The organism is Rhizobium sp. rho-13.1 (assembly GCF_007000305.1).
Lineage (GTDB): Bacteria > Pseudomonadota > Alphaproteobacteria > Rhizobiales > Rhizobiaceae > Rhizobium > Rhizobium rhododendri.
Map to the genome: position 1 here is coordinate 1,256,366 of NZ_SCFL01000001.1, position 24,779 is coordinate 1,281,144.

A 24,779-nucleotide genomic window follows, 5' to 3' on the forward strand; every position below is an offset into this window, starting at 1 on the left:
CAGTACTTTCTCGTGATGTCCAGCAGTAAGGCCGAACAGCGTTTTATCGTTGGCGCGACATTAATCCTCAAACGGATCAGTCACAAGTATGGTGTCGTCGCGCTCCGGGCTGGTCGAAAGAAGCGCTACGGGGGCACCGATCAGCTCTTCCACCTGTCGCACATATTTGATCGCCTGAGCTGGCAGGTCGGCCCATTTGCGGGCGCCGACGGTCGATTCTTTCCAACCCTCAAGCGTAATATATACCGGCTCGACCCGCGCTTGCGCACCCTGGCTTGCCGGCAGGTGGTCAATCTGCACGCCGTCGAGCATGTAACCGACGCAGATCTTCAGTTCTTCCAGTCCGTCCAGCACGTCGAGCTTGGTCAGCGCGATGCCGGTGATGCCGTTGGTGGCGACCGACTGGCGCACCAGCGCCGCGTCGAACCAGCCACACCGACGTTTACGCCCGGTAACTGTGCCGAATTCATGACCTTTCTCGCCAAGAAACTGGCCAATCTCGTCTGTCAGTTCCGTCGGGAAAGGCCCTTCGCCGACGCGGGTGGTGTAGGCCTTGGTGATGCCGAGGATGTAACCCAGCGATCCCGGCCCCATGCCGGAACCGGCCGAGGCCTGCCCTGCAACGGTGTTCGATGAGGTAACGAAGGGATAGGTGCCGTGGTCGATGTCGAGCAGCGAGCCCTGCGCGCCCTCGAACAGGATGCGCGCACCGCGACGGCGCTCCTTGTCGAGAAGAAGCCAGACGGTTTCGCGGAACGGCAGCACGCGGTCGGCGACTGACGTCAGTTCTTCCATGATCGTTTCGTGGGACACTTCGGCAACGCCGAGGCCGCGACGCAGCGCATTGTGGTGCGTAAGAATGCGGTCGACCTTGGCGGGCAGAGTTTCGAGATCGGCAAGATCCATGAAGCGGATCGACCGGCGGCCGACCTTGTCTTCGTAGGCAGGGCCGATGCCCCGACGTGTGGTACCGATCTTGGTGCCGCTGTTGCTGGCAGCATCTTCGCGCAGCGCATCGAGTTCACGGTGCAGCGAAAGGATCAGCGTGGCATTGTCGGCAACGCGCAGGTTTTCAGGCGTGATCTTGACGCCCTGAACAGCGAGCCGATCGATTTCGGCCAGCAGCGCATGCGGATCGACGACCACGCCATTGCCGATGACGCCCATCTTGCCCGGCCGCACGACGCCAGAAGGCAGCAGCGACAGCTTGTAGCTGATGCCGTCGATGACGAGTGTATGGCCGGCATTGTGGCCGCCCTGGAAGCGGACAACGATGTCCGCGCGCTCCGAAAGCCAGTCGACAATCTTGCCCTTGCCTTCGTCACCCCATTGCGAACCGATCACGACCACGTTCGTCATTTGTCTCTTCCTGCTTCCTGCGCAAAGATGCGCCTTGCCCAAACCCGCGCATCTATAAAGCGTTGCTTTTCGGAAAGCGACCCCGTTGTCGGCGGAGATCGCGCTTTTGCAGGGCAAATCAAGCGGAACGACAACAGCCGGCTAGACACTTCGCCCTGTCGTCAGCCACTGAGGGGGTGACGGGGCCGGCGGAACTCGGAAACAGGGCTTGGAGCCTGGCACGGTCCCGGTCACGCAACCTTGCGAAACGGACCAGCCTGCGACGTCTGCAGCCCCAGCGCATGCAGCATTTCGGCAAGCTTCACGGCCGCAGCCACGCCGTCGATCACGGGCACGCCGTGTTCGAGGCTAAGCTGCAGGGCAAGATCCGCCATGCCGGCGCAACCGAGGACGATGGCATCGGCATCGTCCTTCACCAATGCGGTTGCAATCTCGAGCGAGATGGTGCGACAGGCATCGGAGCCTTCACGCTCGAGTTCCAGCACCGGTACTTCTGAAGCCCTCACCCGGGCACATCGGAGACTGAAACCGTAGGCACGAACATTGTCCTCGATGACAGGCACCGACACGGACAGGGTCGTGACGACGCTAAATCTCGACGCAACCAGCGTGGCTGCATGAAAGGCCGCCTCCCCGATGCCGATCACCGGCCGCGCGGTTCGCCTGCGCGCCTCGTAGAGCCCGGTATCGTCGAAGCAGGCGATGATGACGGCGTCGAAATCCTCGACATTGGACCGCTCGATTTCATACAGCAGCCCAGGCAAGGCCGCCTCGCCGTCCTCGGGTCCCTGAATGCTGACGGGGCCGATGACGGGATTGCGGGCAACGACTTCCGTCCCCGGGCTTGCAACCGCCCGCGCCGCGATGCCGATCTTGTCCGTCATCGACGCCGTCGTGTTGGGGTTTATCACCAGGATCCGCATGCGCTCAGACCCCCTTGCCGGCATCCGAACCCACGGCAGCGCGCCGCCGGCTGACATACATGCCGATGCCGACGCAGGAGAGGATGATGGTGAAGGAGAACAGCGTCGTCACCGTGCCGAGCGCATAAAGAACCGGCGTGGTGACATTGGTGGTCATCCCATAGATCTCCAGCGGCAGCGTATTGAACGAGCCCGACGTCATCAGCGTCCGGGCAAACTCGTCGTAGGAGAGCGAAAAGCCGAACAGCCCGACGCCGATCAGGCTCGGCGCGATCATCGGCAGCACGACGTGGCGAAACGTCTGCCACGAACTCGCACCGAGGTCGCGCGCAGCTTCCTCATACGATGGAGAAAAACGGTTGAAGACGGCAAACATGATCAGCACGCCGAACGGCAGCGTCCAGGTCAGGTGGGCGCCGAACGCCGAGGAATACCAGGCCGGCGCAAATCCGAGCTGCTGGAAGACGACGCCGATGCCGAGCGAGATGATAATCGACGGCACCACGAGGCTGGCGACCGTTCCGTAGAAGACCAGCGAGGCACCACGGAACTTGCGCCGGAAGGCGAGGCCAGCCAGCAGCGACACCACGACGGTCACGACCATCACCATAAGGCCAAGAAAGAAGGACCGCTGGAAAGCCGCACCGAAATCGCCGACCGACTGCTTTTCGAACAGGTTTGCGAACCAGTGGAACGATACGCCGTTGAGCGGAAATGTCAGGCCGCCGTCCGGTCCCTGGAAGGAGAGGATGAAGATCGCCGAAAACGGCCCGTACAGGAACAGCACGAACAGGATGAAGAAGGCGGTGAGCACGTAGAACTCGAGAGGGCGTTTGTCGGCGTTCATCTCAAAGCTCCTTGCGGATATCGACGACGCGCAGGATGGCGGCAACCATCAGCAGCACGAGGACCAGCAGCACCACGGCGTTGGCGGCAGCGGCCGGATATTGCAGCAGCGACATCTGGTTCTTCATCATCAGCGCCACCGAGGCACTCTGGCCGCCGGACATCACCTGCACGGTGGAGAAATCGGCCATGACTAGCGTCACCACGAAAATCGAGCCGATGGCGATGCCGGGCTTGGCGAGCGGAATCACCACGTTCCAGAGGATCTGCCAACCGGTCGCCCCGGCATCGCGGGCCGCCTCGAACAGCGAGCGATCGATGCGCATCAGCGTGTTGAAGATCGGCGTCACCATGAACAGCGTGTAGAGGTGGACCATGGCGAGCACCACGGCGAAATCGGAATAGAGCAGCCACTCGATCGGCTTTGGAATGATGCCGGCACTGATCAGCGCCGAATTGATCAGCCCGTTTCGCCCGAGCACCGGGATCCAGGAGATCATGCGGATGATGTTGGACGTCAGGAACGGTACCGTGCAGATGAGAAACAGCACCATCTGCGTCGACGGCTTGCGGATGTGGAAGGCGAGGTAATAGGCAACCCAGAACCCGATGAACAGGGTGATCGCCCAGACGATCAGCATGAATTCTATGGTGTGGAGATAGGTCTTCCAGGTGACCCACGACTCGAGGCTGTCCGAATAGTTGGTGAGCAACATCGCCGGATAGATGCCGGCAAAATCATAGTCCCAGAAACTGACGACAGCGATCATCAGGATCGGCAGGATGAAGAAGAAGCCGAGAATGACAAGCAGCGGCAGCGCCTGGAGATACGAAACGACCCCGAGCGGAACCGTCAAGTTGCGTCTTTGCGGCTTGTCGAGCTGTGTCGTTGCTGATGCCATTCTACGGTATCTCCGATTTTTCCTGATCTCCCCCCTTGTGGGGAAGATGTCGGCAGAGCCGACAGAGGGGGGATGGCCGCAGATCTGGAGTTTGCCGCACCGCCCCCCTTTGTCACTTCGTGACATCTCCCCCACAAGGAGGGAGATGAAAAGGTGCCTTAGGCAGCGATGAATTCGTTCCAGCGCTTTACCATGTAGCGGTCCTCGTCCATGACCGAGTTCCAGCAGGCGACGTGGCCCATGCGCTCTTCGAACGAGCCGCCGTCGCGGACTGCTCCGGCCTTCTCCATGACCTTGCCTTCAGGCGACATGATATCGCCCTGTGCCGGCTTGCCCTCGATCCAGTAGCCCCACTCGTCGGCCGTCATGAAGTTCTTGGCGGTGTCCATGCAGGCAGAGTAATAGCCCTGGCGGTTGAGGTAGCCGCCGACCCAGCCGGACGTGTACCAGTTGATGTACTCGTAGGCCGCGTCGAGTTCGGCGCCCTTCAGGTGCTTGGCAAGGCCGAGACCGCCGCCCCACGAACGATAGCCTTCCTTCAGTGGCTGGAACTTGCAGGCGATGCCCTTGGAGCGGACGGCGGCAACGGCCGGCGACCACATGGACTGGATGACGACTTCGCCCGATGCCATCAGGTTGACGCTCTCGTCGAAGGACTTCCAGAAGGCGCGGAACTGGCCGGCCTGCTTGGTCTTGATCAGGAAGTCGATCGTTTTGTCGATCTCCGCCTTGGTCATGTTGCCCTTGTCGGCATATTTCAGCTGACCGGAGGCTTCCATGATCATGGCAGCGTCCATGATGCCGATCGACGGAATGTTGAGGATCGCCGTCTTGCCCTTGAAGGCAGGGTCGAGGATGTCGGCCCAGGAGGTGATGTCGCGACCGACGAGGTCCGGCCGGATGCCTAGCGTGTCGGCGTTGTAGATGGTCGGGACCATCGTCATCCATTCGGTCGGTGTCTTCGAGAACTTCTTGGAGTCCGGGCCGTCGACGAAGCCGACCGTGTGCGGCGCGGTACCCTGTGCGATGACGCTGTCGGGCTTCAGCTTGCCGGTGATGAACAGCGGCACGATCTTGTCGAAGTATTTGAGCTTCTTGGTGTTCATCGGCTGCATCACGCCGGCCGGGTAGACCTTCTTGGCGATCCAGTATTCGATGTCGGCGATGTCGTAGGAGTTCGGCTGTGTGACGGCGCGCTGGGCGGCAGCGTCCGAATCCGTTGCCGTCATCTGCAGCGTGATGCCGAGGTCGGCTTTGCACTTGTCGGCGATGGCATTGAGGTTCGATACGCCGGTGCCGAACTGGCGCAGCGTGATCGGGTTCTGAGCCCATATGGTCGGGAAGCCGGTGACGAGGCCGGAGCCGACGACGGCGCCGAGCCCGGCAGCGCAGGTCTTCAGGAGATTACGGCGGGAAATACCCTTGGCCGGCTTGGTAGACTTTGTGTCCTTGGTCATGCTCAGTTCCCCTTCAGGTGGTTGATGGATCAGCCGCGGCCGAGGAGGACTGCGTCCTCCAGGGCCCAGCTCAGTGACAGTGCATCGCCGACCGAAACCGGCTTGGCGAAATAATCGGTGTCGCGAATGATCGCCGTGAAGTCCTCGCTACCGGCGCCGATGACGGTGATTTTCACGGTGGCGCCGCGATATTCGACGTTGGAAACGATGCCGTTGAAGCCGAGGCCCTTCTGCGATGGCTCGGCGAGGCGAACCCGGTCTGTGCGGATACCGATATCCACGGGCGCGCCGACTTCCGTCTGGCCGCGAACGGAAAATGTCTGGCCCTCAGGCGCTTCCAGCGTCACGACCCCGTCCTGGCTGTGGGTCGCGCGACCGGAGAGAACATTGTGATCGCCCATGAAACGGGCGACGAAGGCGGTGGCAGGCCGCTCGAAGACCTCGCGCGCAGAGGCTGCCTGCTCGATGCGGCCGTTGTTCATCACCACGATCAGGTCCGACAACGCCATCGCCTCTTCCTGGCTATGGGTGACGTGAACGAAGGTGATGCTCAGCGTCTTCTGCAGCTTTTTCAACTCGGCACGCATGCGAATTTTCAGGAACGGATCGAGCGCCGACAGCGGCTCGTCGAGCAGCAGCGCTTCCGGATCGGTGATCAGAGCGCGAGCCAGCGCCACGCGTTGCTGCTGGCCGCCGGAGAGTTGTGCCGGACGCCGGGTGGCATAGGGCTCCATCTGCATCAGCGTCAGCATTTCGAGCGCCTTGGCCTGGCGCGCCTGCTTGTCGACGCCCTTCATCTTCAGGCTGAAGGCGACGTTGTCGATGAGATCGAGATGCGGAAACAGCGCGTAGCTCTGGAACATCATCGCCGTCCCGCGCTCCGCCGGACGGGCGTGGGTGATCTGGCTTTCGGAAAGAACGACATCGCCGCCGGAGACACTTTCATGGCCGGCCGCCATGCGAAGCGTCGAAGACTTGCCGCAGCCGGACGGGCCCAGCAAGCAGCAATAGGTGCCGGCCGGCACTTTCAGATCGATCGCGTCGACGGCAACCGTGCCACCGTAACGCTTGGTCAGCCTGATAAGTTCTAGATCGCCCTTAGCCATCGGCCCCTCTTCCGCTTCTTCACAGGAAGAGGGACTGCAAGGCCCATGCCAAATCCTAAATATTGATTAACATACTGAAATCGTTGACTTCGAAGATAGGTAGCCAACCATAGCATAAAAAATATGCCCATTTATTAGATGCGGCAAATTCAGCAGATGCACACAACGTGAGCAAATATTGTATACAAAACTCACGTGGTATTGGACGCAATTATCGGTTATGCTCCGGCCAAGATCAATACTCGGATTCCGGCACGCGCCATGCTTGAAAAATCCATCAGGGCCAGAGCGGCGGGGCAACCGCCCGTGCAACAGTCGCCGGTTTATCTCGGCATTCGCAGCGCCATTCTCGGCCATAGCGTGGCGCCCGGAATGAAGCTGCCGGAAGACGAGTTGGCCGAGATCTACTCTGTCAGCCGCACCGTGATACGCGCAGCCCTGCAGGCACTGGCGCTCGACCATCTCGTGACACTCGAAGTCAATCGCGGCGCTTTCGTCGCCAAGCCGACACGGCTGGAGGCCCGCGAGGTTTTCGAGGCTCGCGCGCTGCTCGAGCCGAAAGTCGCCGCCATGGCTGCCGAAATCGCCAAGCCGGCCGACATCGTCCTGCTGGAGCGTCACATCGCCGAAGAACATGCGGCGGTCGCCGCCGGGCGGGACGGAGAAGCGGTCCAGCTCTCCGGCCAGTTCCACGTGGCCATCGCCGAAATTGCCAATCATTCGATCTATATCGACTTCGTCCGCAGGCTTTGCTCTCGCTCGTCGCTGATCGTCGCCCTCTACTGGCGTCGCCGCGATGCCATCTGCGAGCACCACGCTCACCATTCGCTGGTCAATGCGATCGCCAGCAACAAGCCGAAGGACGCGTCCGAGCTGATGGTCAGCCATCTCGTCGACCTGTTTTCGGGCCTCGACCTGTCAGAGCGCGAGCCCGGTTCCCGCCGCCTCGCGGAGATCCTCAAGGCTTGAAGGACGCTCCTTCGCTTCAATGCTCGTTGGCGACCGGCGCGTAGGCAGCAGGATCGACGAAATCGGGCCGCCCGTTGAGCGACAGCCTTGCGCCTCTCGCCGGCGTCTCGCTGATCACCTTGCCGCGACGAACAACAAACAAACGCGTTGCGCGCAGACGGATCGCCTCGATCGGATCTTTCGCTTGCAGCACCACCAGATCGCCATTGCAGCCGACGTCGAGACCATAACCTTCCAGCCCCATCAGCTTGGCCGGATTTCTGGTGACCGCGTCGAAACAGAACCGCATTGCCTCGCGAGCCGACAGCTGTCCGACATGCAGGCCCATATGCGCGACATCGAGCATGTCGCCGCTGCCGAGCGAATACCACGGGTCCATGCAGCAATCCTGGCCGAAGGCGATGTTGATGCCGTGCTCGCGCATCTCCTTCACCCGCGTCATACCGCGCCGCTTCGGGTAGCTGTCGTGTCGTCCCTGCAGCATGATGTTGATCAGCGGGTTGGCAACCACCTGAACCTCAGCCTCGGCGATCAGCGGCAGTAGCTTCGACACATAGTAATTGTCCATCGAATGCATCGAAGTCAGGTGCGAGCCGGTCGCGCGGCCTTGCAGTCCCAGCCGCTGCGTTTCACAGGCAAGCGTCTCGATATGCCGCGAAAGCGGATCGTCCGTTTCGTCGCAATGCAGGTCGACGCGCAGGCCCCGCCTCGCGGCAATCTCGCAAAGCGCCCGCACAGACCGCGCACCGTCTTCCATCGTCCGCTCGAAATGCGGAATACCGCCGACAATGTCGACACCGAGATCCAGCGCCCGCTCGAGATTGTCGGCAGCTGTCGGCGAACGGTAATATCCATCCTGCGGAAAGGCGACGAGTTGCAGATCGAGATAGGGCGCGACCGCCTTCTTGACGTGCAGCAGCGCCTCGACAGCCAGAAGCCGGTCGTCGCAGATATCGACATGGGTCCGCACCGCCAGCAGCCCTTGCGATACGGCGAGATCGCAATAGCGCAATGCCCGCTCGACCACCGCCTCCTGCGTCAGCAACGGCTTCAGTTCACCCCAGAGCGCAATGCCTTCGAGGAGCGTACCGGACGTGTTCAAGCGCGGCAGGCCAAGCGACAGGGTGGCATCCATATGAAAATGGCAATCGACGAAAGGGCTCGAGACAAGGTGGCCGCCGGCGTCGATCTCGCGACCGGCGTTAGCAGCGATCTTGTGCTCGATTGCAGCGATCCTGCCGCCGGCGATACCGATGTCGATCCCCGTGCGGCCATCGGTAAGCGTTGCGTTTCGGATGAGTAGATCGAACGTCATGAACCGGCCCCTTGCTCGACAGGCGCTGCGCCTGAACGTGACGGATTTTTAGCACGCCGACACCACATGCCAACCGTTGAATGCCCAGAACATCATGGACGGACTGTATTTTTTCAAACGAAGGCGAAGGCTGGCGAGGTCTCCGGGCTATAGGCGGCGACGGAAACGCTGTGTATAAGCGCAGGCAATCAACTGCTCCTGAAAGCCGGGGCCGCTCTACCACGCTCCCGGAGCGTCGACCGGGTGCGCCCGGCACCATCACGAAGGACCTGACATGCGCTACCTGATCACCGGCACCGGTGGCTTCATTGGCTTCCATCTCGCCAAGCGACTGCTCGACGAAGGCAATTTCGTGGTCGGCTTCGACGGCATGACACCGTATTACGATGTGGCGCTGAAGGAAAAACGGCACGCCATCCTCGCGCGCTCGAACGGCTTCAAGCCGGTGATCGCCATGCTGGAAGACAAGGCGGCGCTCGATAGGGCGGCCGAACTGGCGGAGCCTGATGTCATCGTCCACCTCGCCGCCCAGGCCGGCGTTCGCTACAGCCTCGAAAATCCGAAATCCTACGTCGACTCCAACGTCACCGGGTCGTTCAACATTCTAGAACTCGCCCGCGCCATCAAGCCGAAGCATTTGCTGCTCGCCTCGACCTCGTCGGTCTACGGCGCCAACGAGAAGATGCCGTTTGCCGAAAGCGACAAGGCTGACGAGCAGATGACGATCTATGCGGCGACGAAGAAAAGCATGGAGCTGATGGCCCACAGCTACGCCCATCTCTTCGACATCCCGACGACGGCGTTCCGCTTCTTCACGGTCTATGGCCCGTGGGGCCGGCCGGACATGGCGCTGTTCAAGTTCGTCGATGCCATCAGGAACGATCGCCCGATCGATATCTACGGCGAAGGCCGGATGAGCCGCGACTTCACCTATATCGACGACCTCGTCGAGGGCATCGTCCGCCTGATCGCGGTGCCGCCGGCAGAGGCCAACCGCGTCGTCTCGGATACCGTCATCGATTCGCTGTCGAGCACCGCCCCGTTCCGGATCGTCAACATCGGTGGCGGCGCGCCGGTGGAGCTGATGCATTATGTCGAGACGATAGAGGCCGCGCTCGGCAAGAAGGCCATCCGCAACATGCTGCCGATGCAGCCGGGCGACGTACATCACACCTACGCCGAACCCGGCCTGCTCGTCGCCCTGACCGGCTACAAGCCGGAACTGGGCGTCGAAGAAGGTGTCAGGCGCTTTGTCGAATGGTATCTCGAAAACTACTGAGGATCAGCCGGCCGTGTGATAATTGCGGTCGAAATAGACGAGACCCTGCCCGCCATCGCGCCGACGGATCGCCTCGACTTCGCACATCAGCACTTCGTGCGTGCCGACCTCGGCGCGCTGGGCGATCCGGCAATCGAACGACACCAGCGCGTCCTCGAGCGCCGGCGATCCGGTCACCAGTTCGGACCACTCGGCGGCTGCAAAGCGCTCGGCAACCGGCGTCTTGCCGCCGAAGAGGCGCGACAGATCCTGATGGCTCTCCGACAGGACGTTCACGCAGAGCACGCCATTGGCAGCGACAGCGGGATAGACGGAGGCATTGCGGTTCAGGCACACCAGAAGCGTCGGCGGACTGTCGGTGACGCTGCACACGGCAGTCGCGGCAAAGCCGGCAAGACCTCCCGGACCGTTGCTGGTGACGATATTGACGGCTGCCGCCATGCGCGCCATGGCATCGCGGAAGGTGAGCCGCAACGCTTCGGCATCAGCCACGGGTATCTTCTGGTCGGTGGCTGCAGACGTTTTCATGTTCATCCCCATAATTTCAGGCGGCAGGTGCGGTTCCGGGCCGCAAACTAGACGCCGGATCGGTGCGTCTCAAGCAAAAGCATTTCGCCCAACGGCGGGCACGAGACAATACATTCCCCCGAATCCGCTATCGTCAACCGCATACTTCGAAAAATGTTGCGATGCACAATGTCGATGACGGTTTTGACGCCCTCCGGCGCTCAGCCGGGATTGACGACCATCGGCGCCCGGTTGCGCCGGACCTCCGTGAAAATATGGCCAAACAATGCGACAAGCACGATCGGCCCGCCGATCATCGTCGCGCTCGATGGCGTCTCGCTGAAGAATATCCACACCCAGAGCGGCGTCAAAGGAACCTCGAGCGCGGTCAGCAGGCTGGCATCGGCAGCGGGAATGAGACGGGATCCGAATGTGTAGAGGCTAAGCCCAAGCGCATTCTGGATCAATCCGAAGGCCACGATCAGCCCGGCGTCACTTCCCGAGACGGACCCTGGCGATGCGAACCAGAAACACACCAGTGAGCACAGCCAGCCGGATGCAGCCATGGCCGGCAGCATCGGCACATCGCGGTGACGGCGCATGACGACTGCAAGTCCGGATACCATCAGGGTCATGATGGCCGCAAGGGCGCGCCCGAACCAGCTTCCACTGCCGGTGCTATCGCCCGTCAGCATTACCAGGACCCCAACCAGCGCCACTCCCGCCGCAATCATCGTCGCGGCACTGGGGCGCTCGCGGATATACAGGAAGGCGACGCCGGCGGTGATGAAGGGCACCGTGGCGTAAATCACCATCGAGTCGGCGACGGAGGTGTAATAGATGGAGCCGATGCCGCTGATCATCGCGCCCGTCGAGAAAAACATCGCGGCAAACGACGGCCCGCGCATCGCCCCGATGATGCGCCACGCGCCACCGCGTTCGATGAACAGGAAAAGCAGGAATACCCCGCCGCCCGAGACGATGCCGCGATAGAAAAGGATGGTCATCAGATCGGCATGGATCGCCCGCATGAACAGCCCGGCCGAGGACCAGGCCAGCGCAGACAGCGCCACATAGAGAACGCCCAGACGATATTGGCTCTGCTCGGCAAGCGTCACGACGATCCCCCTGGACTTGAAGGCTGACCATTAGCGAGCTAGGCAACCACCTGCAAGCAGGCGTTGCGCCCTTTGGGATAACGGATCAGATAACGGCGATTGGTGGCCCAACTGCCACTGGTGGCCGTCGTCCTCCTCCATGTCCACGCAAGCCTTTTCATGGTCTTATCGGCAGCGATTCGGGAGAGTGGTATGAATGCTTTGATGGCTGGGCTTTTGGCATGTGGCTGCGTCAGCCTGATCGACGCTCCCCTCTGGCCGCCTGCCAGCGACTACATCAACGCCGCCGTCGATTGCCGCCAGAGCAGCAATGCGACAGGCTGTGAAAGCGTGCGCAAGAGCTGGACCGGCGATTTCAACGATGCGATCGCCGGCAAATATCAGGCGCAAAGCACTGTCGCCACGTGCCTCAGCACCGGTTGCGACGGTGCGATCAAGCCCGACCCGATGCTCGGCTGCGCCTGGCGAAAGGTGGCGATCAGGACCGCTCACGGGCAAGCGGATGCACGCGACACAGCAGGCCTTAAGCAATATTGCAGCCAGCCCTATCTCGACGCGGCCGGCCAGCACGCGGCTGACGAAGAGGCACTCGCCCTCCAGCAAATGCTGAGCGCAAAGTAGACGTGGCTCGCGCCGGCGCAGGGCCCTTGGGCCGCCGCGCCGGATCGCAGATCTCATTTAGGCATAGGCTGCAAGTAGCGTCCGCACCGCGTCGATCTCGTTCGGCCGGATATCGTGACCGCCCGGATGCCATTCGAGCGTCACATCCGCCTTCTGCCGGACGAAGTAATCCGCAAGCGCCTTTGTCAGGGAGGCCGGTGCAATCGGGTCTCGCTCGCCGGCCGTGATCAGCACCTTCGAGCCCGCCAGGCCGGCATTGTCGCGCGGTTCGAACGGGATCAGCGGATGCATCAGCACCGAGGCGTCGAAAAGATTGCCTGCCTCGATCAGGACATTGGCAAGGATATTGGCCCCATTCGAAAAGCCGAGGCCGATGACTGCCGACGCCTGGTGCTCATCCGCCAGGCTTTTGACGTAGCCGACCATCTTCGTCGTCGCCCGGGCGAGATCGTCCATGTCGTAGACGCCCTCGCCGGTGCGCCGGAAAAAACGGGCAGCCCCATGTTCGGCAACGTCGCCGCGCGGCGAGACGATGGTCGCCTCCGGCAGCAGCTGGCTGGCAAAGTCGAAAAACTGGTTCTCATCGCCGCCTGTGCCGTGAAAGACGAAAAATATCGGCTTTCCCGGCGCACCGGCTCGCAGCCGGTGCACATATGTCGATGTCATGATGACCTCCTGCCTCAAGCGTCGAGTGGCTCGAGATGTTCTTCCAGCAGTGGGCGCAGATGCGCATGCTGTGGTGGCAGCTTCAGTGCCTCGCCGAGATGTGCGGTATCCTCGTCGCGATCGAAGCCAGGTTCGTTTGTGGCAATCTCGAACAGGACGCCGCTCGGCGTGCGGAAGTAGATCGCCCAGAAGTAGTCGCGATCGATGACTGGCGTGACCTGATGACCGGTATCCATCAGCAGCTTGCGCACTTCGAGCTGCTTGGCGCGATTTTCGACTGAGAAGGCAACGTGGTGCACGGACCCTGCCCCCGGCAGCGAACGGGCGATGTTCGGCATGGTTTCGAGATCGATGAAATCGGCGCCATTGCCGCCCGGGATGACCAGCCGCTTTGTGCCCTCATGGGTTTCGGCAACCTGATAGCCCATGTATCGCAGCAGTTCGTCCGTCGCACCGTCGTCGCGCAGGCGCATCGACACCGAGTGAAAGCCGCGGATCGCGTGGTCGGCCTCGATGCCTGCGTGCAGCCAGGGCTGGCGCAGATCGTCCCGGACCTCGACAAGCGCAAGGTCGTCGCCATCAGGACCGGCAAAGTGCAGGCGCTTCTGGCCGAAGGATTCATCGGCCTTGAGACCGGCGATGCCCTGCGCTGCGAGACGATCCGTCCAGTAACCCAGCGAACCTTCGGGAACCGAGAACACCGTGGTGCCGACCTCGCCCGTACCGGGACGGCCACGCGCCATCTTCGGGAACGGAAAATAGGTCATTACCGAGCCGGGCGCGCCGACTTCGTCGCCGTAATAGAGATGGTACACATCCGGTGCATCGAAATTGACAGTCTTCTTGACGCGGCGAAGGCCTAGCGTCTGGGTGAAGAACTTGTTGTTGGTGCGGGCATTCTCTGCCATCGACGTGACGTGGTGGAGGCCTTTGATCTGGTCAAGCATGTCAAACCCCTTTGTTCTGCCCGGTCGTATCGACCGGTTCCATGGGGTGAAGATGGTCGCTGTCAGGCTTTTGCGATAGACCGCAAGACCCGGACGGATTGTCTCCAGATCGTGAACGATCTATCGATGTCGTTCACGCTATGCGCGATCGGGAACAGTCGGAAGGGTAGTCGGCGCAATTTGCAGCCTTCGATCAAACGCTTGCAGCCCAGGTGCCGCAGCTTCGGATGATGCAGAGCATGAACCCGCCTATTCCTCCTCGACCTCTTTATCGCGCTGGCAACAGATTTCGGCGATGGCTTTCACCATCTGGACTGTGTGCGGACATGTGAGCGAATAGCGGACGTTCTTGCCGCAGCGGCGGCTGCGGACGATGTTGTTGTCACGAAGGATCGTCAGGTGACGCGAGACGCCAACCGGAGTTTCATTCAGCTCCCGCATCAGATCGCGAACAGAATGCTCGCTTTCGAGCAACAAAAACAGGATGTGCAGGCGATGGCGGTTTGCCATGATCCCAAGAAAATCGGATTGCGCTGCAGCGGCCCTCTGCACCTCTTCCCCATATATGCCAAAATCATCGTCCCCCGACGGTACCACCAAGAAATCTCCCCAAATCCCGCCCCCGGAATTTTAAACTATTGCTGCTGTTCCACTTCTATTTTCTATTGATTAGAGGAACAAAAGGCAACTTGGCCGTAGAAAAATAAATATCGGGATTTATAGCTATATTTTATATTTCGCATGAAAGTATTTATTCGAAGAATTCGCCAACTAGAAATTATGCGATATCGCGTCCAGAGCATTCAGGATGACAACCACGTTGATCGATTTCGCGGCGTAAAAGATGTTCTGAGCCTTCCTCTTGGTAGTGACGACCCGTCCCCGTCTCAGCTTTGCCAGGTGCATGGAGGTGGCATTTTCGCTTAACCCCACTTGCGTGGCCAGCTGCCCGACCGATCTCTCTTCCTCGAGAAGAAGTCGCAGGATAGTCAGTCTCGCCGGGTTGGCCATCATCGCCAGGAGCGAGGCTTGATCACGCATCAGTTTTTCCTGCTGCTCGGCACCCATGGTCTGCTCCTGTGCTTGTTTTTAATTTCCAATATCTTCCAGGATGAAACAGAAAAGGCCCAGCTGGGATGCCGGACCTTTTCCGTTCGGACCGGAGGTCAACCGATCAGTCTTTCCCCGCAGGCATTCACCCACGGGATCCTCAACCTGGCAGATGCCAGGTGTCGGGATTAGAAGTTGCGCTGGACGCGGAGAACGCCTGCCCAAACGCTTTTATCGACGTTGTCATAGTTGACGTAGGTGATTTCCGGCTGGAGCTTGAGGCCCTTGACCGGGAAGAAGGCAAGGTTGGTGGTTGCTTCGAAGGTCTTGTTGTCAGCATAGGCCAACTGCACGTTCCAGCTCAGCTTTTCGCTGAACTTTGCAGTGCCGCCGCCCCAGACAGCCCAGTCACCCGTGGTGCCAAAGGGGTCGCCATTGGCGTACTTGTTGGTCGTGTTGCCGTCGGTGTTCCAGGCACCCATCAGGAATGCGCTGACTGTGCCGAAGTCTGCATCGAGGCGTACCTTGACTGCGCCTTCTTCGGCGACAGAGTCGTAACCGCCCGCAACCTTGATCCCGAATGCGCCGGCCTTGTAGCCGAGCCCGGCAACGACGTCGGGAGCATAGTGGTCATAGGCTACGCTGGAATAGGAATCTTCGAGCGAGATCACACCGGTGAAGCCGGTGCCGGAGTCGTAGGAATAGGTGAGCTGGTTCAGCTCGTAAGGTCCATCTCCGATCACATCATCGTTGATGACGTTGCCGGCATAGCCCATGTATTCGTTATACTGCGAGTCCTGCCGACCGATGAGGAAGCCGCCGAGCGAAATATAGGCGATCAGCGGAGAGGCATCCGAATTTACGCCTTCCGAATAGTTAAAGCGCAGCGTCGTCGCCGTCTTCAAGGGACCATATTCAGTGTCCGTTGCGGAGTTGAACGAGAGTTCAGCGCGGGTGTAGTTCTTGGTCCCAAAGGCACCAAAAGGATTGTAGGCATCGTGCCAGTAAGTATCGTTGCGGATCATGCCGCCGATCTTGAGGCAAGTTTCGCTGCCTGGAATGTAGAAGTAGCCGGCGCCGTATGCGTCGCAGATGCGGACATATTCCAGCGGTTCCGGTTCGGCAGCGACGATTGCGTCGGCCGCATGTGCACCAGATACAACAGCGAGCGCTGCAGCGGATCCGAGAAGAAGAGATTTGATATTCATGAAAGCTCCCGATGTGTTATCTCGGCACAATTCTTCGCTTGCGTAAATCAATACACAATTTTGAAAGCACCAATTTGTTGAGACCCTTACAGATCAAAACCGAAGCAGAAGTCTTCGATTTACAATTCGAATATCATCGCATCACGATAATATGACAACAAAGATTTTGTATTAGGTACGCACTTGAACAATATAAACTTAGATCTATGTTGCAGCCATGTAACTTATTATTATAGTAAATATGTTTGTTATTCTAATAAATTCCCGTAATTGTATTTTATCAAGTCAATATATCGAAAACAAACATATCTGCATCTCTAATATTTTAATTTTTACTTGAGAATCATCGGTAAGGCCAGCGCTAGTCCGCATCGGGCTAGCGCTGGCCGCCATGGCGTTCGGCACGCCTGGAATTTCGGTGGGAGATCTCTGGCGTCGATTGCGGCCCTAAGCCTGGCCGGCGCCTGGATTTTCCGGGAGCGCCCAGTCAATCGGCGTGCGTCCGTGTTGCTCAAGATAGGCGTTGGCCTTGGAGAAAGGTCTGGATCCGAGAAATCCGTTATGGGCCGAAAGCGGCGACGGATGTGCGGATTTCAGCACCAGATGGCGCGACGCGTCGACGAATGCGGCTTTCTTCTGCGCATAGGCACCCCATAGAAGGAAGACGACATGCTCGCATTGATCGTTGACGGCCCGGATCACGGCATCGGAAAACCTTTCCCAACCCTTGCCCTGATGGGACGCGGCGCGAGACTCCTCGACGGTCAGCACGCTGTTCAGCAAAAGTACGCCCTGCCGGGCCCAGCTTTCGAGAAACCCGTGGCGTGCCGGTGGAATGCCGAGATCGGCCTGCATCTCCTTGTAGATATTGACCAGCGACGGCGGCGTGCGCACACCCGGCCGGACGCTGAAGCAAAGGCCGTGCGCCTGCCCGAGGCCGTGATAGGGATCCTGACCGAGGATCACCACCTTGACATCATGCAAGGGCGTCAGGTCGAGCGCGCGGAAATATTCAGGCCCGCGCGGAAAGATGGTCTTGCCGTTTTGCCTTTCCTCAACCAGGAAGGCCTTGAGCTTTTCCATGTAGGGGCTGGAGAATTCCGCCGACAGCGCATTCTTCCAGCTTTCCTCCAGCTTTACTCCCGCCTCCGGCATTCACTTGGCTCCTTGTTAGGCCTCCACCGTGATGGCGAAATGCTGCCCAAGTCAACAAAACGACGTCGGGGATGTCCTTAAAGCCACAGCCTTTAGGCTCTGATACGAGCCATCTGCGGATCGTAGAGCGGCTTCAGCGAGACAGTACAGGGCACGCGTCGCATCGCAACGTCGAGCGTATAGCGTCCCGACATGACGAAATCGGCTGTGACCCCGGCAGCGTTGCGGACGTACCCGTAGCCGATCGGCCGGTCGACCGTGTATCCGAAGCCACCGCTCGACAGCCACCCGACGCGTTGGCCATCGCGGTAGATGGTTTCCCGTCCGAGCAGCACCGTATCGCGGTCCTCCGGCACGAAACAGGCCAGCAGCTTCTTGACGCCGGACTTGCGCTGCTCCTCGATGGCCGCCCGCCCCCTGAAATCAGCGTTCTTCTTTACGGCCCAGCCAAGCCCGGCTTCGATCGGCGTGTGGTCCGGGCCGATGTCGGCACCCCAGGCCCGATAACCCTTTTCCAGCCGGCAGCTTTCGATCGCCCGGTATCCGGCATTGACCAGATGATGCGCGGCACCGGCCGTCATCAGTGCATCGTAGACCGCCCCGGCATTTTCCACCGGCACATGCAGCTCGAAGCCGAGTTCACCTACATAGGTAATGCGCAGCGCCCGCACAGGTGCCCCGGCGATACCGATGGTGCGCACTTGGCCAAACGGAAAGGCGGCATTCGAGACGTCGGCGCGGGTCACCTGCTGGAGCACGGCGCGCGATTGCGGCCCCATCAGCGACAGCACGCAGTAGCCCGATGTCACCTCCACCAGTTCGGCCTGCAGACCCTTGGGGATATTGCGGCTGATCCAGTCGAAGTCGTGAGTGGCAAAGCCGGTACCGGTGGTGATGTAGTATTCGTTGTCTGCCAGGCGAGCGACCGTCAGATCGCATTCGATGCCGCCCCGGTCGTTGAGCATCTGGGTGTAGATCAGCGATCCGACCGGCCTCGCCACGTCGTTGGAGGCGATCCAAGTGAGCGCCGCTTCGGCATCTCTCCCCTTCAGCACGAATTTCGCAAACGACGTCTGGTCGAAGATGACGACGGATTCGCGCACGGCCTTATGTTCGCGGCCAACGGCATGGAACCAGTTCTGCCGACCGTAGGTGTAGATATCGCGGGGCTCCTCCCCGGCAAAAAGGTCGGCAAACCAGTTCGGCCGCTCCCAGCCGAGTTTTTCTCCGAAGCAGGCCCCTTGCGCCTTCAGGCGGTCATAGAGCGGCGATTTGCGGCAGGGACGTCCGCTCGCATGTTCCTCGAACGGCCAGGCCATGGTGTAGTGCTTGCCGTAAGCCTCCAGCGTCCGGCTGCGCACCCAGTCGGTGTCGAAATGCGGCCGGCCGAAGCGACGAATGTCGACAGGCCAGAGGTCGTAGGGAGGCTGTCCCTTCGAGACCCATTCCGCCAGAGCCATGCCGGCACCGCCGGCAGATGCAATGCCGAAGGCATTAAAGCCGGCGCCGACGAAAAAGTTACGCAGCTCCGGCGCCTCGCCGAGGATGAAATTGCCGTCGGGCGTAAAACTTTCCGGCCCGTTCAGCAGTTGCTTGATACCTGCCGTTTCCAGTGCCGGAACGCGGGCGAGTGCCTGCTCCATGATCGGCCCGAAATGATCGAAATTGGAATCGAGCAGAGAGAAATGGAAATCCTTAGGTATGCCGTCGACTGCCCAGGCGATCGGGTTGGGCTCGTAGCCGCCCATGACGAGACCGCCGACCTCCTCTTTGTAATAGGTGAGCCGATCCGGGTCGCGCAATGTCGGCAGGTTCGAGGGCACGCCGAAGGATTCGGTGATGATATATTGATGCTCGACCGAGACAAGCGGCACGTTGACGCCGAAGCGGGCCGCGAAATCCCGCGTCCACTGGCCAGCGCAGACGACGACCCGCTCGCACTCGATCCGACCGCGATCGGTGAGGACGGCGCGGATGCGGCCCTTGTCGATCTCGATGTCGAGCACTTCCGTATCCTCGAAGATCGCAGCGCCGGCCATGCGCGCACCGCGCGCCAGCGCCTGGGTGATATCGGAGGGATTTGCCTGCCCGTCGGTGGGAAGGTAGGCAGCACCGATGAGGTCGTCGACCTGCATCAGCGGCCAGAGCGACAGCGCCTCCGATGGCGTCAGCAACTGCATGTCGAGGCCGAACGACTGGGCGGTCGTCGTCTGGCGCTTGACCTCGATCCAGCGCTCCTCGTTGCAGGCAAGGCGCAGACCGCCATTCATCTTCCAGCCGGTCGCAAGACCCGTCTCCGCCTCCAGCCGCTTGTAGAGATCGACGGAATAGCCGAGCAGCTGGGTGATGTTGGCGTTGGAGCGCAACTGGCCGACTAGTCCCGCCGCGTGAAACGTCGTCCCGGACGTCAGCTTCCGGCGCTCGAGAAGAACGGTATCCGTCCAGCCGAGCTTGGCGAGGTGATAGGCGGTAGAACAACCGATGATGCCGCCGCCGATGACGACTGCTTTTGCTGTCCCGGGCAGTTCCTTCATCGACGTTCCTCGATATCAAACAGCTGATAGGCGCGCTCGAAACGCGCCATGTTGTCGGCGGTATAGGCGACGTAGTCGAACTCTATCGTGGAATAGGCTTCGGACACCATGCTCCAGAGCGTTTCGCGCAAAAGCGATGCACATTTCATCGCCTCGTAGCGGCGCTTCAATCCTCTTTCCCCGACGCCGTCGTGGTAGATATCCAGCATGGCGGCCTCCTGATCGGCGGAAAATCCGGCATTGGAGGCAAGCCCGCCGAGATCGAACAGCGGCGTATTGAAGCCGGCATAGTCCCAGTCGATAAGCCAAAGCCGGTGACCGTCGTCAAGAAAATTGCTGGCCAGCAGGTCGTTATGGCAGAAGACGATGTCAAACGGTCCCGCCGCCTTCTCCAGCCTCCTCATCTTGTCCAGCAATCCGTGCATCAGGGGCTCGTAGCGGCTCCCGATATCCCGGAGCGTCGATGCGTAGTCGGCAATGATATGAAACGACCAGAACATCCCGGCAGCGCCGCGCAGGTGGCCGCCAACCCTGCGATGAGCATCGCGCACCAGCAGCACGACACGCTCCAGCATATCCGGCCGCCCGAGCACCTCGGCCGACAGCGCCGGCGCGTCGATGTAGTCGAGTACGAGAATGCCGGGCTCATGATAGACGACATCGGGAGACAAGCCGGCAGCATGGGCAGCCAGGCTGGCCGCCAGCTCGTTGGCACGGACGATATGATGAACCGGAATATCGGAGCCGAGACGCACGACACGGCGCCGCGAACCGTCCCTTACAAGATAGTTGCGGTTGGTGATGCCGCCGGTCAGGGCAGCGATCTCGATTGGCCCATGCCAGATATCGAGCGCGCGAATACGATCCTCGGGCTTGTCGATAATGCCGGTTCTCCCATTGCAGAAGAGCTGACCCGAAATTTCGTCACAATTGCCGGACTGTCAAGGATAATGCCGGAAAGTCAAGCATTCTGACCAATTTGGAGCCGCACCGCAGGCGTCTCAAGAGGCGCTGGCTCGAGGTGTAACAACGCGGCACATCTGTTCCAGCGCGATGGACGCCTTGCTGGCGTGCCGTTCCTTGTGGCGCAGCAGGCGAAAACTGCGGGCCGGTAGCTCGAAGGCCGCCTTCACCAAAAGCCCCTGTTGCAGATAGAGACTGGCCGAGACGCTGGAAATCGCCGCCGCGCAGGCGCCTGCCTGCACAGCCGATAGAACCGCTTCGTTGGATGGAAAGACCAGCGCGACCTGCATGTCCTGCGGCACGATGCCGAAGCCCCGCATAGCCTCCTCGAAGGCCGAGCGGGTGCCCGACCCTTTCTCGCGCATCACCCAGAGACTGTCGGCAACGAGGTTGGCTGCTGACAGCGCCCGGCCATCCGCCCACGGGTGGTCCGGCGCCACCACCACCGATAGCGCATCGCTTGCAACAACGGCGGACGACAGTTCCGGTGCGTCGATCTCCCCCTCCACCAGCCCGAGTTCCGCCTCGCCGGCGATGACTGCATCCGCGACGGTGCGGGTATTGCCGATGGTCAGGCTGAGGTCGATGCCGGGATAGGCCTGGTGGAAGCGTATCATGACCGGCGGCAACCAGTAGCTGGCGATGGTCTGGCTGGCATAGAGATTGAGTTGGCCGCGCTGCAGCCCGCCGAGCTCCGACAACATCAGTTCGGCCGCGCGTACGCGCGCCAATGTCGCCCGCGCCTCGTTCAGAAACACCCGTCCCGTCTGCGTCAGCTCGATCCGCCGTCCGACGCGATGAAACAGTTCCACGCCATAGAATGCCTCGAGGTTCTTGATCGAGGCGCTGACGGCTGACGGCGTCAGCCGTATGGCTTGCGCGGCGCGGGTCAGGTGCTCCCGCTCGGCAACGGCGACGAAGATGGCAAGCTGTTCAAACGTCATAAGCCAACCGTTCGTTTTAATCGAACGAAACATCCCATAATATTCGATGGAAATCTACAACTCGCTGTAGGACAGTCCGGGCACCAGACCAAAGAAGGTGACCCATGTCTATCGCCTCGCGCTCACGTCACATCCTGCCAGGATTGGCACTTTGTCTTGCCGTCGCACTGGCTGCAGTGGCGGTCGAAAAGCTTGAGGTTGTGCTGCTTGGCGGCCGATGGATCGAAGGTCTCATCCTGGCGATTGGCTTCGGCATCGCCGTTCGAACCGCACTGCCGCACATGCCCTCGATGCGCGCGGGTATCGATTTCAGCGCCAAGATCCTGCTGGAATTGGCGATCGTGCTGCTGGGTGCATCGATCAGCCTGTCGGCAATCCGGGGCGCTGGGTTACCGTTGATCGGCGCGATTGCCGGGCTGGTCCTGATGTCGATAGCCATCAGTTACGCCATCGGCAGGCTGCTGGGGCTTCCGGGCAAGCTGGCGACGCTGATCGCCTGCGGCAATGCCATCTGCGGCAACTCTGCCATTGTCGCCGTTGCGCCGGTCATCGAGGCCGACGCCGAGGAAATCACTGCCGCACTGGCCTTCACCGCCGTGCTCGGCGTTTTCGCGGTGTTCCTGTTGCCGGTGCTGTTCGTCAGGGCAGGTCTCAGCCCGTCGCAATACGGCGTACTTGCCGGCTTGACGGTTTATGCCGTGCCGCAGGTGCTGGCTGCAACGGCACCTGCCGGCTTGCTGGCCGTCCAGACGGGCACGCTGGTCAAGCTCGTGCGCGTGCTGATGCTCGGCCCCGTCATCGTCATGATCGGCACGATGATGAAGGGCGTGAAGACGGAACTCCCAGCACAGCACCACTCAATCGTGCCGTGGTTCATCGTCGGCTTCGTGCTGATGATGGGCTTGCGTTCATTCGGCCTCATCCCGGAGGTTGCCTTTGTACCGATGAACCTAGTCTCCAACACGCTGACGCTGGTCGCCATGGCAGCACTGGGATTGTCGGTGGACGTTCGGGTCGTCGGCCATGCCGGCGGCCGGGTGATCGCGGCAGCGACGCTATCGTTGCTCGTTCTCGGCGGGCTGAGCTGGATCGTCATCACGTTTCTGCAGATCCAGTAGAACGCCTGCGGTTTCAGCGCGGTCTATGCGCTGTCTGCTGGCATCTTTGACAGCAGCTTGAAGATGTCGGCTGCCGGGCTCGGATAGCCGAGAGCAAAACCCTGCAACCCGTCGCAACCGATCTCTCCCAGCACCCGGGCATGCTCCTCGGATTCGACACCCTCGGCAATGACTTCGACATTCAATGTCTTGGCAATCTCGACGATCGACGCGACAAGGCGCCGCTGTTCTTCCGACACGGTAATGTTGGTGACAAGCTGGCGATCGATCTTCAGCCGCTTCGGCCGCAAGCTGACCAGCCCGATCAGCGACGCATGCCCCGACCCGAAATCGTCTATCTCGATATCGACGCCCAGTGTCTTCAGACCCGCGATGTTCGAGACGACGATATCTTCGCAATCATCGAGGAAAATCGTTTCAACAAGCTCGAAAACGATGGATTCCGGCGGGATGTCGAGCCTGTTCAATTTCTGAATCAGTTGCGGGTCGTTGAGCCGTTTGGCAGACACATTGACCGCAATGCGCGGCGGCACGATACCTTCCGCCCGCCATCGTCCGTAGTCAGCAAGGGCCTGCTCCAGAACCGCGGCATCGATTTCGGCTTCCAGACCGTATTCCTGGGCAACCTTGAGGAAGGTCCCCGGAAGCATCAGGCCATGCACCGGATGTTTCCAGCGCGCCAGCGCCTCGAGGCCGAAAATACGGCGAGTGCGCGCATCCACCTGCACTTGATAATAGGGAATGATTTCGTGGCGCTGCAATGCCAGCTTGAGGTCGCCGGCCAATTGCCTTTTGCCCAGCAGATCAGATTGCAGCTTTGCACTGAAAAACTGCACCCTGTTGCGACCTAGTTTCTTCGCCTGGTACAGCGCCAGATCGGATTCCGCCAGAATATTCCCGGCCTTTGACGTCATGTTCCAGGCGATACCGACCGAGGCATTCGTCTGCACGACGCCGGCTGCGAAAGGGACATCGGCGCGCAGCGCAGAGAGGGCGCCGTCGGCCAGCGTCTCCAGCGCGCCGGCCTCGGCCACGTTGGTCAGCAGGATCACGAATTCGTCGCCTCCGATGCGGGCAACCATGCTCGCTCCGGAAACGGCGCCGGAAAGACGCGCGGCGGTGGCCTTCAGCATCGCGTCGCCGGCCGCATGGCCAAGCTTGTCGTTGATCTCCTTGAACCGGTCGAGATCGATATGAATGACGGCGATGCTCTCGACCGTCGGATCGCTCAACAGTTCGGCAAGATGGCGGTCGAAATAGCGGCGATTGGGCAAGCCGGTGAGATAATCGTGGTTGGCAGCGTGCTCGACCAACCCCTTGCTGCGCTCGACCGCGACTGCCCTCGCCTCTGCCACTGACTTTTGCTCCGCTAACTCACGGGTCAGGATGACATCGGCGGTGACGTCCCACTCGGCGCCGATGATCGATAGAGATCCATCCGGCCCCTCGAAGAAACGCGCGCTCGAGCGGATGTGGCGCGTCTGGCCGTCGGCGAGAATGATGCGGAAATGCGAGTTGTATCGGCCTTTGGAGGCCACGGCTGCATCGAATTCGGCGGAGGCCCTATCGCGGTCGTCGGGATGAACTGCATTCAGCCATATGTCGCCGGTCACTCTGCCCGACAGGCCTGTCCCGTAGAGCCTGTGCATGGAAAGGTCCCAGACGACGGTGTCATCCCGAAGATCATGCTCCCAGACACCAATTTGCGATGTCTCCAGCGCCAGCTCCAATCTCCTCACGAGATCCTGGAACTCCTGCTCTGTCCGACCTGCATCGATAGATGGTTTCGCGA

At 60.6% G+C, this 24,779-nt stretch carries 24 protein-coding genes; 5 read left to right on the top strand and 19 right to left on the bottom strand.

Annotated features, from left to right (window positions below; genetic code table 11):
• Positions 1 to 60: 60 nt before the first annotated feature.
• From EQW76_RS06225 to EQW76_RS06250, 6 genes are all read right to left on the bottom strand, one after another.
• Complete coding sequence (locus EQW76_RS06225; protein WP_142823528.1) at positions 61 to 1,359, bottom strand: adenylosuccinate synthase; 1,299 nt, start codon at positions 1,357 to 1,359, stop codon at positions 61 to 63.
• A gap of 230 nt (positions 1,360 to 1,589) precedes the next feature.
• Positions 1,590 to 2,282 carry an aspartate/glutamate racemase family protein gene (locus EQW76_RS06230; protein ID WP_142823529.1) on the bottom strand — a complete coding sequence of 231 codons (693 nt, stop codon included), beginning with the start codon at positions 2,280 to 2,282 and terminating at the stop codon, positions 1,590 to 1,592.
• Positions 2,283 to 2,286: 4 nt separating this feature from the next.
• Positions 2,287 to 3,129, bottom strand: coding sequence for an ABC transporter permease (locus EQW76_RS06235; RefSeq protein ID WP_142823530.1), 843 nt, complete (start codon positions 3,127 to 3,129; stop codon positions 2,287 to 2,289).
• A 1-nt stretch (position 3,130) separates the two neighbouring features.
• Positions 3,131 to 4,030: an ABC transporter permease gene (locus EQW76_RS06240; protein WP_142823531.1), complete on the bottom strand. Its 900-nt coding sequence runs from the start codon at positions 4,028 to 4,030 to the stop codon at positions 3,131 to 3,133.
• A 158-nt stretch (positions 4,031 to 4,188) separates the two neighbouring features.
• Complete coding sequence (locus EQW76_RS06245; RefSeq protein ID WP_142823532.1) at positions 4,189 to 5,487, bottom strand: PotD/PotF family extracellular solute-binding protein; 1,299 nt, start codon at positions 5,485 to 5,487, stop codon at positions 4,189 to 4,191.
• Between the two features lie 29 nt (positions 5,488 to 5,516).
• A complete protein-coding gene (locus EQW76_RS06250) occupies positions 5,517 to 6,593 on the bottom strand; it encodes an ABC transporter ATP-binding protein (RefSeq protein WP_142823533.1) in 1,077 nt (358 codons plus the stop codon).
• A gap of 261 nt (positions 6,594 to 6,854) precedes the next feature.
• On the opposite strand from EQW76_RS06250, the gene EQW76_RS06255 reads away from it, so the two are divergent.
• Complete coding sequence (locus EQW76_RS06255) at positions 6,855 to 7,562, top strand: GntR family transcriptional regulator (protein WP_142823534.1); 708 nt, start codon at positions 6,855 to 6,857, stop codon at positions 7,560 to 7,562.
• A gap of 16 nt (positions 7,563 to 7,578) precedes the next feature.
• Here the strand turns inward: EQW76_RS06255 and EQW76_RS06260 are convergent, their stop codons facing one another.
• A complete protein-coding gene (locus EQW76_RS06260; RefSeq protein WP_142823535.1) occupies positions 7,579 to 8,877 on the bottom strand; it encodes an amidohydrolase family protein in 1,299 nt (432 codons plus the stop codon).
• A gap of 274 nt (positions 8,878 to 9,151) precedes the next feature.
• Here EQW76_RS06260 and EQW76_RS06265 point away from each other — a divergent pair, with 274 nt between their 5' ends.
• A complete protein-coding gene (locus EQW76_RS06265; RefSeq protein ID WP_142823536.1) occupies positions 9,152 to 10,156 on the top strand; it encodes an NAD-dependent epimerase in 1,005 nt (334 codons plus the stop codon).
• A gap of 3 nt (positions 10,157 to 10,159) precedes the next feature.
• On the opposite strand, the gene rutF is transcribed toward EQW76_RS06265, so the two are convergent.
• Positions 10,160 to 10,684, bottom strand: coding sequence for an NADH-dependent FMN reductase RutF (rutF, locus tag EQW76_RS06270; RefSeq protein ID WP_202617091.1), 525 nt, complete (start codon positions 10,682 to 10,684; stop codon positions 10,160 to 10,162).
• A 200-nt stretch (positions 10,685 to 10,884) separates the two neighbouring features.
• Complete coding sequence (locus EQW76_RS06275) at positions 10,885 to 11,781, bottom strand: DMT family transporter (protein WP_142823537.1); 897 nt, start codon at positions 11,779 to 11,781, stop codon at positions 10,885 to 10,887.
• Between the two features lie 192 nt (positions 11,782 to 11,973).
• Between EQW76_RS06275 and EQW76_RS06280 the strand changes: the two genes are divergently transcribed.
• Complete coding sequence (locus EQW76_RS06280) at positions 11,974 to 12,402, top strand: hypothetical protein (protein WP_142823538.1); 429 nt, start codon at positions 11,974 to 11,976, stop codon at positions 12,400 to 12,402.
• A 57-nt stretch (positions 12,403 to 12,459) separates the two neighbouring features.
• On the opposite strand, the gene EQW76_RS06285 is transcribed toward EQW76_RS06280, so the two are convergent.
• The 8 genes from EQW76_RS06285 to EQW76_RS06320 all read right to left on the bottom strand — a co-directional run bounded on the left by EQW76_RS06285 (position 12,460) and on the right by EQW76_RS06320 (position 20,807).
• Positions 12,460 to 13,071 (bottom strand): alpha/beta hydrolase, encoded by a 612-nt coding sequence (locus EQW76_RS06285; RefSeq protein ID WP_142823623.1) that lies wholly within the window; start codon positions 13,069 to 13,071, stop codon positions 12,460 to 12,462.
• An 11-nt stretch (positions 13,072 to 13,082) separates the two neighbouring features.
• Complete coding sequence (locus EQW76_RS06290; RefSeq protein ID WP_142823539.1) at positions 13,083 to 14,015, bottom strand: VOC family protein; 933 nt, start codon at positions 14,013 to 14,015, stop codon at positions 13,083 to 13,085.
• A gap of 249 nt (positions 14,016 to 14,264) precedes the next feature.
• Positions 14,265 to 14,612 (bottom strand): metalloregulator ArsR/SmtB family transcription factor, encoded by a 348-nt coding sequence (locus EQW76_RS06295; RefSeq protein ID WP_142823540.1) that lies wholly within the window; start codon positions 14,610 to 14,612, stop codon positions 14,265 to 14,267.
• 174 nt (positions 14,613 to 14,786) lie between these two features.
• Complete coding sequence (locus tag EQW76_RS06300; protein WP_142823541.1) at positions 14,787 to 15,083, bottom strand: metalloregulator ArsR/SmtB family transcription factor; 297 nt, start codon at positions 15,081 to 15,083, stop codon at positions 14,787 to 14,789.
• Positions 15,084 to 15,253: 170 nt separating this feature from the next.
• A complete protein-coding gene (locus tag EQW76_RS06305) occupies positions 15,254 to 16,273 on the bottom strand; it encodes a porin (RefSeq protein WP_142823542.1) in 1,020 nt (339 codons plus the stop codon).
• 447 nt (positions 16,274 to 16,720) lie between these two features.
• Positions 16,721 to 17,428 (bottom strand): uracil-DNA glycosylase, encoded by a 708-nt coding sequence (gene ung, locus EQW76_RS06310; protein ID WP_142823543.1) that lies wholly within the window; start codon positions 17,426 to 17,428, stop codon positions 16,721 to 16,723.
• A gap of 92 nt (positions 17,429 to 17,520) precedes the next feature.
• On the bottom strand, positions 17,521 to 19,962 hold the full coding sequence (locus tag EQW76_RS06315; RefSeq protein ID WP_142823544.1) for an FAD-dependent oxidoreductase: 2,442 nt from the start codon (positions 19,960 to 19,962) through the stop codon (positions 17,521 to 17,523).
• Positions 19,959 to 20,807: a phosphotransferase gene (locus tag EQW76_RS06320; protein WP_244615317.1), complete on the bottom strand. Its 849-nt coding sequence runs from the start codon at positions 20,805 to 20,807 to the stop codon at positions 19,959 to 19,961. The genes EQW76_RS06315 and EQW76_RS06320 overlap by 4 nt, the downstream gene beginning before the upstream one ends.
• On the opposite strand from EQW76_RS06320, the gene EQW76_RS29630 reads away from it, so the two are divergent.
• Complete coding sequence (locus tag EQW76_RS29630; protein WP_244615303.1) at positions 20,688 to 20,936, top strand: hypothetical protein; 249 nt, start codon at positions 20,688 to 20,690, stop codon at positions 20,934 to 20,936. The genes EQW76_RS06320 and EQW76_RS29630 overlap by 120 nt on opposite strands.
• Positions 20,937 to 20,963: 27 nt before the next feature.
• On the opposite strand, the gene EQW76_RS06325 is transcribed toward EQW76_RS29630, so the two are convergent.
• Positions 20,964 to 21,869 carry a LysR substrate-binding domain-containing protein gene (locus tag EQW76_RS06325; RefSeq protein WP_142823546.1) on the bottom strand — a complete coding sequence of 302 codons (906 nt, stop codon included), beginning with the start codon at positions 21,867 to 21,869 and terminating at the stop codon, positions 20,964 to 20,966.
• 104 nt (positions 21,870 to 21,973) lie between these two features.
• On the opposite strand from EQW76_RS06325, the gene EQW76_RS06330 reads away from it, so the two are divergent.
• A complete protein-coding gene (locus EQW76_RS06330) occupies positions 21,974 to 22,987 on the top strand; it encodes a putative sulfate exporter family transporter (RefSeq protein ID WP_142823547.1) in 1,014 nt (337 codons plus the stop codon).
• Positions 22,988 to 23,010: 23 nt separating this feature from the next.
• On the opposite strand, the gene EQW76_RS06335 is transcribed toward EQW76_RS06330, so the two are convergent.
• On the bottom strand, positions 23,011 to 24,726 hold the full coding sequence (locus tag EQW76_RS06335; RefSeq protein WP_257625648.1) for an EAL domain-containing protein: 1,716 nt from the start codon (positions 24,724 to 24,726) through the stop codon (positions 23,011 to 23,013).
• Positions 24,727 to 24,779: the final 53 nt, after the last annotated feature.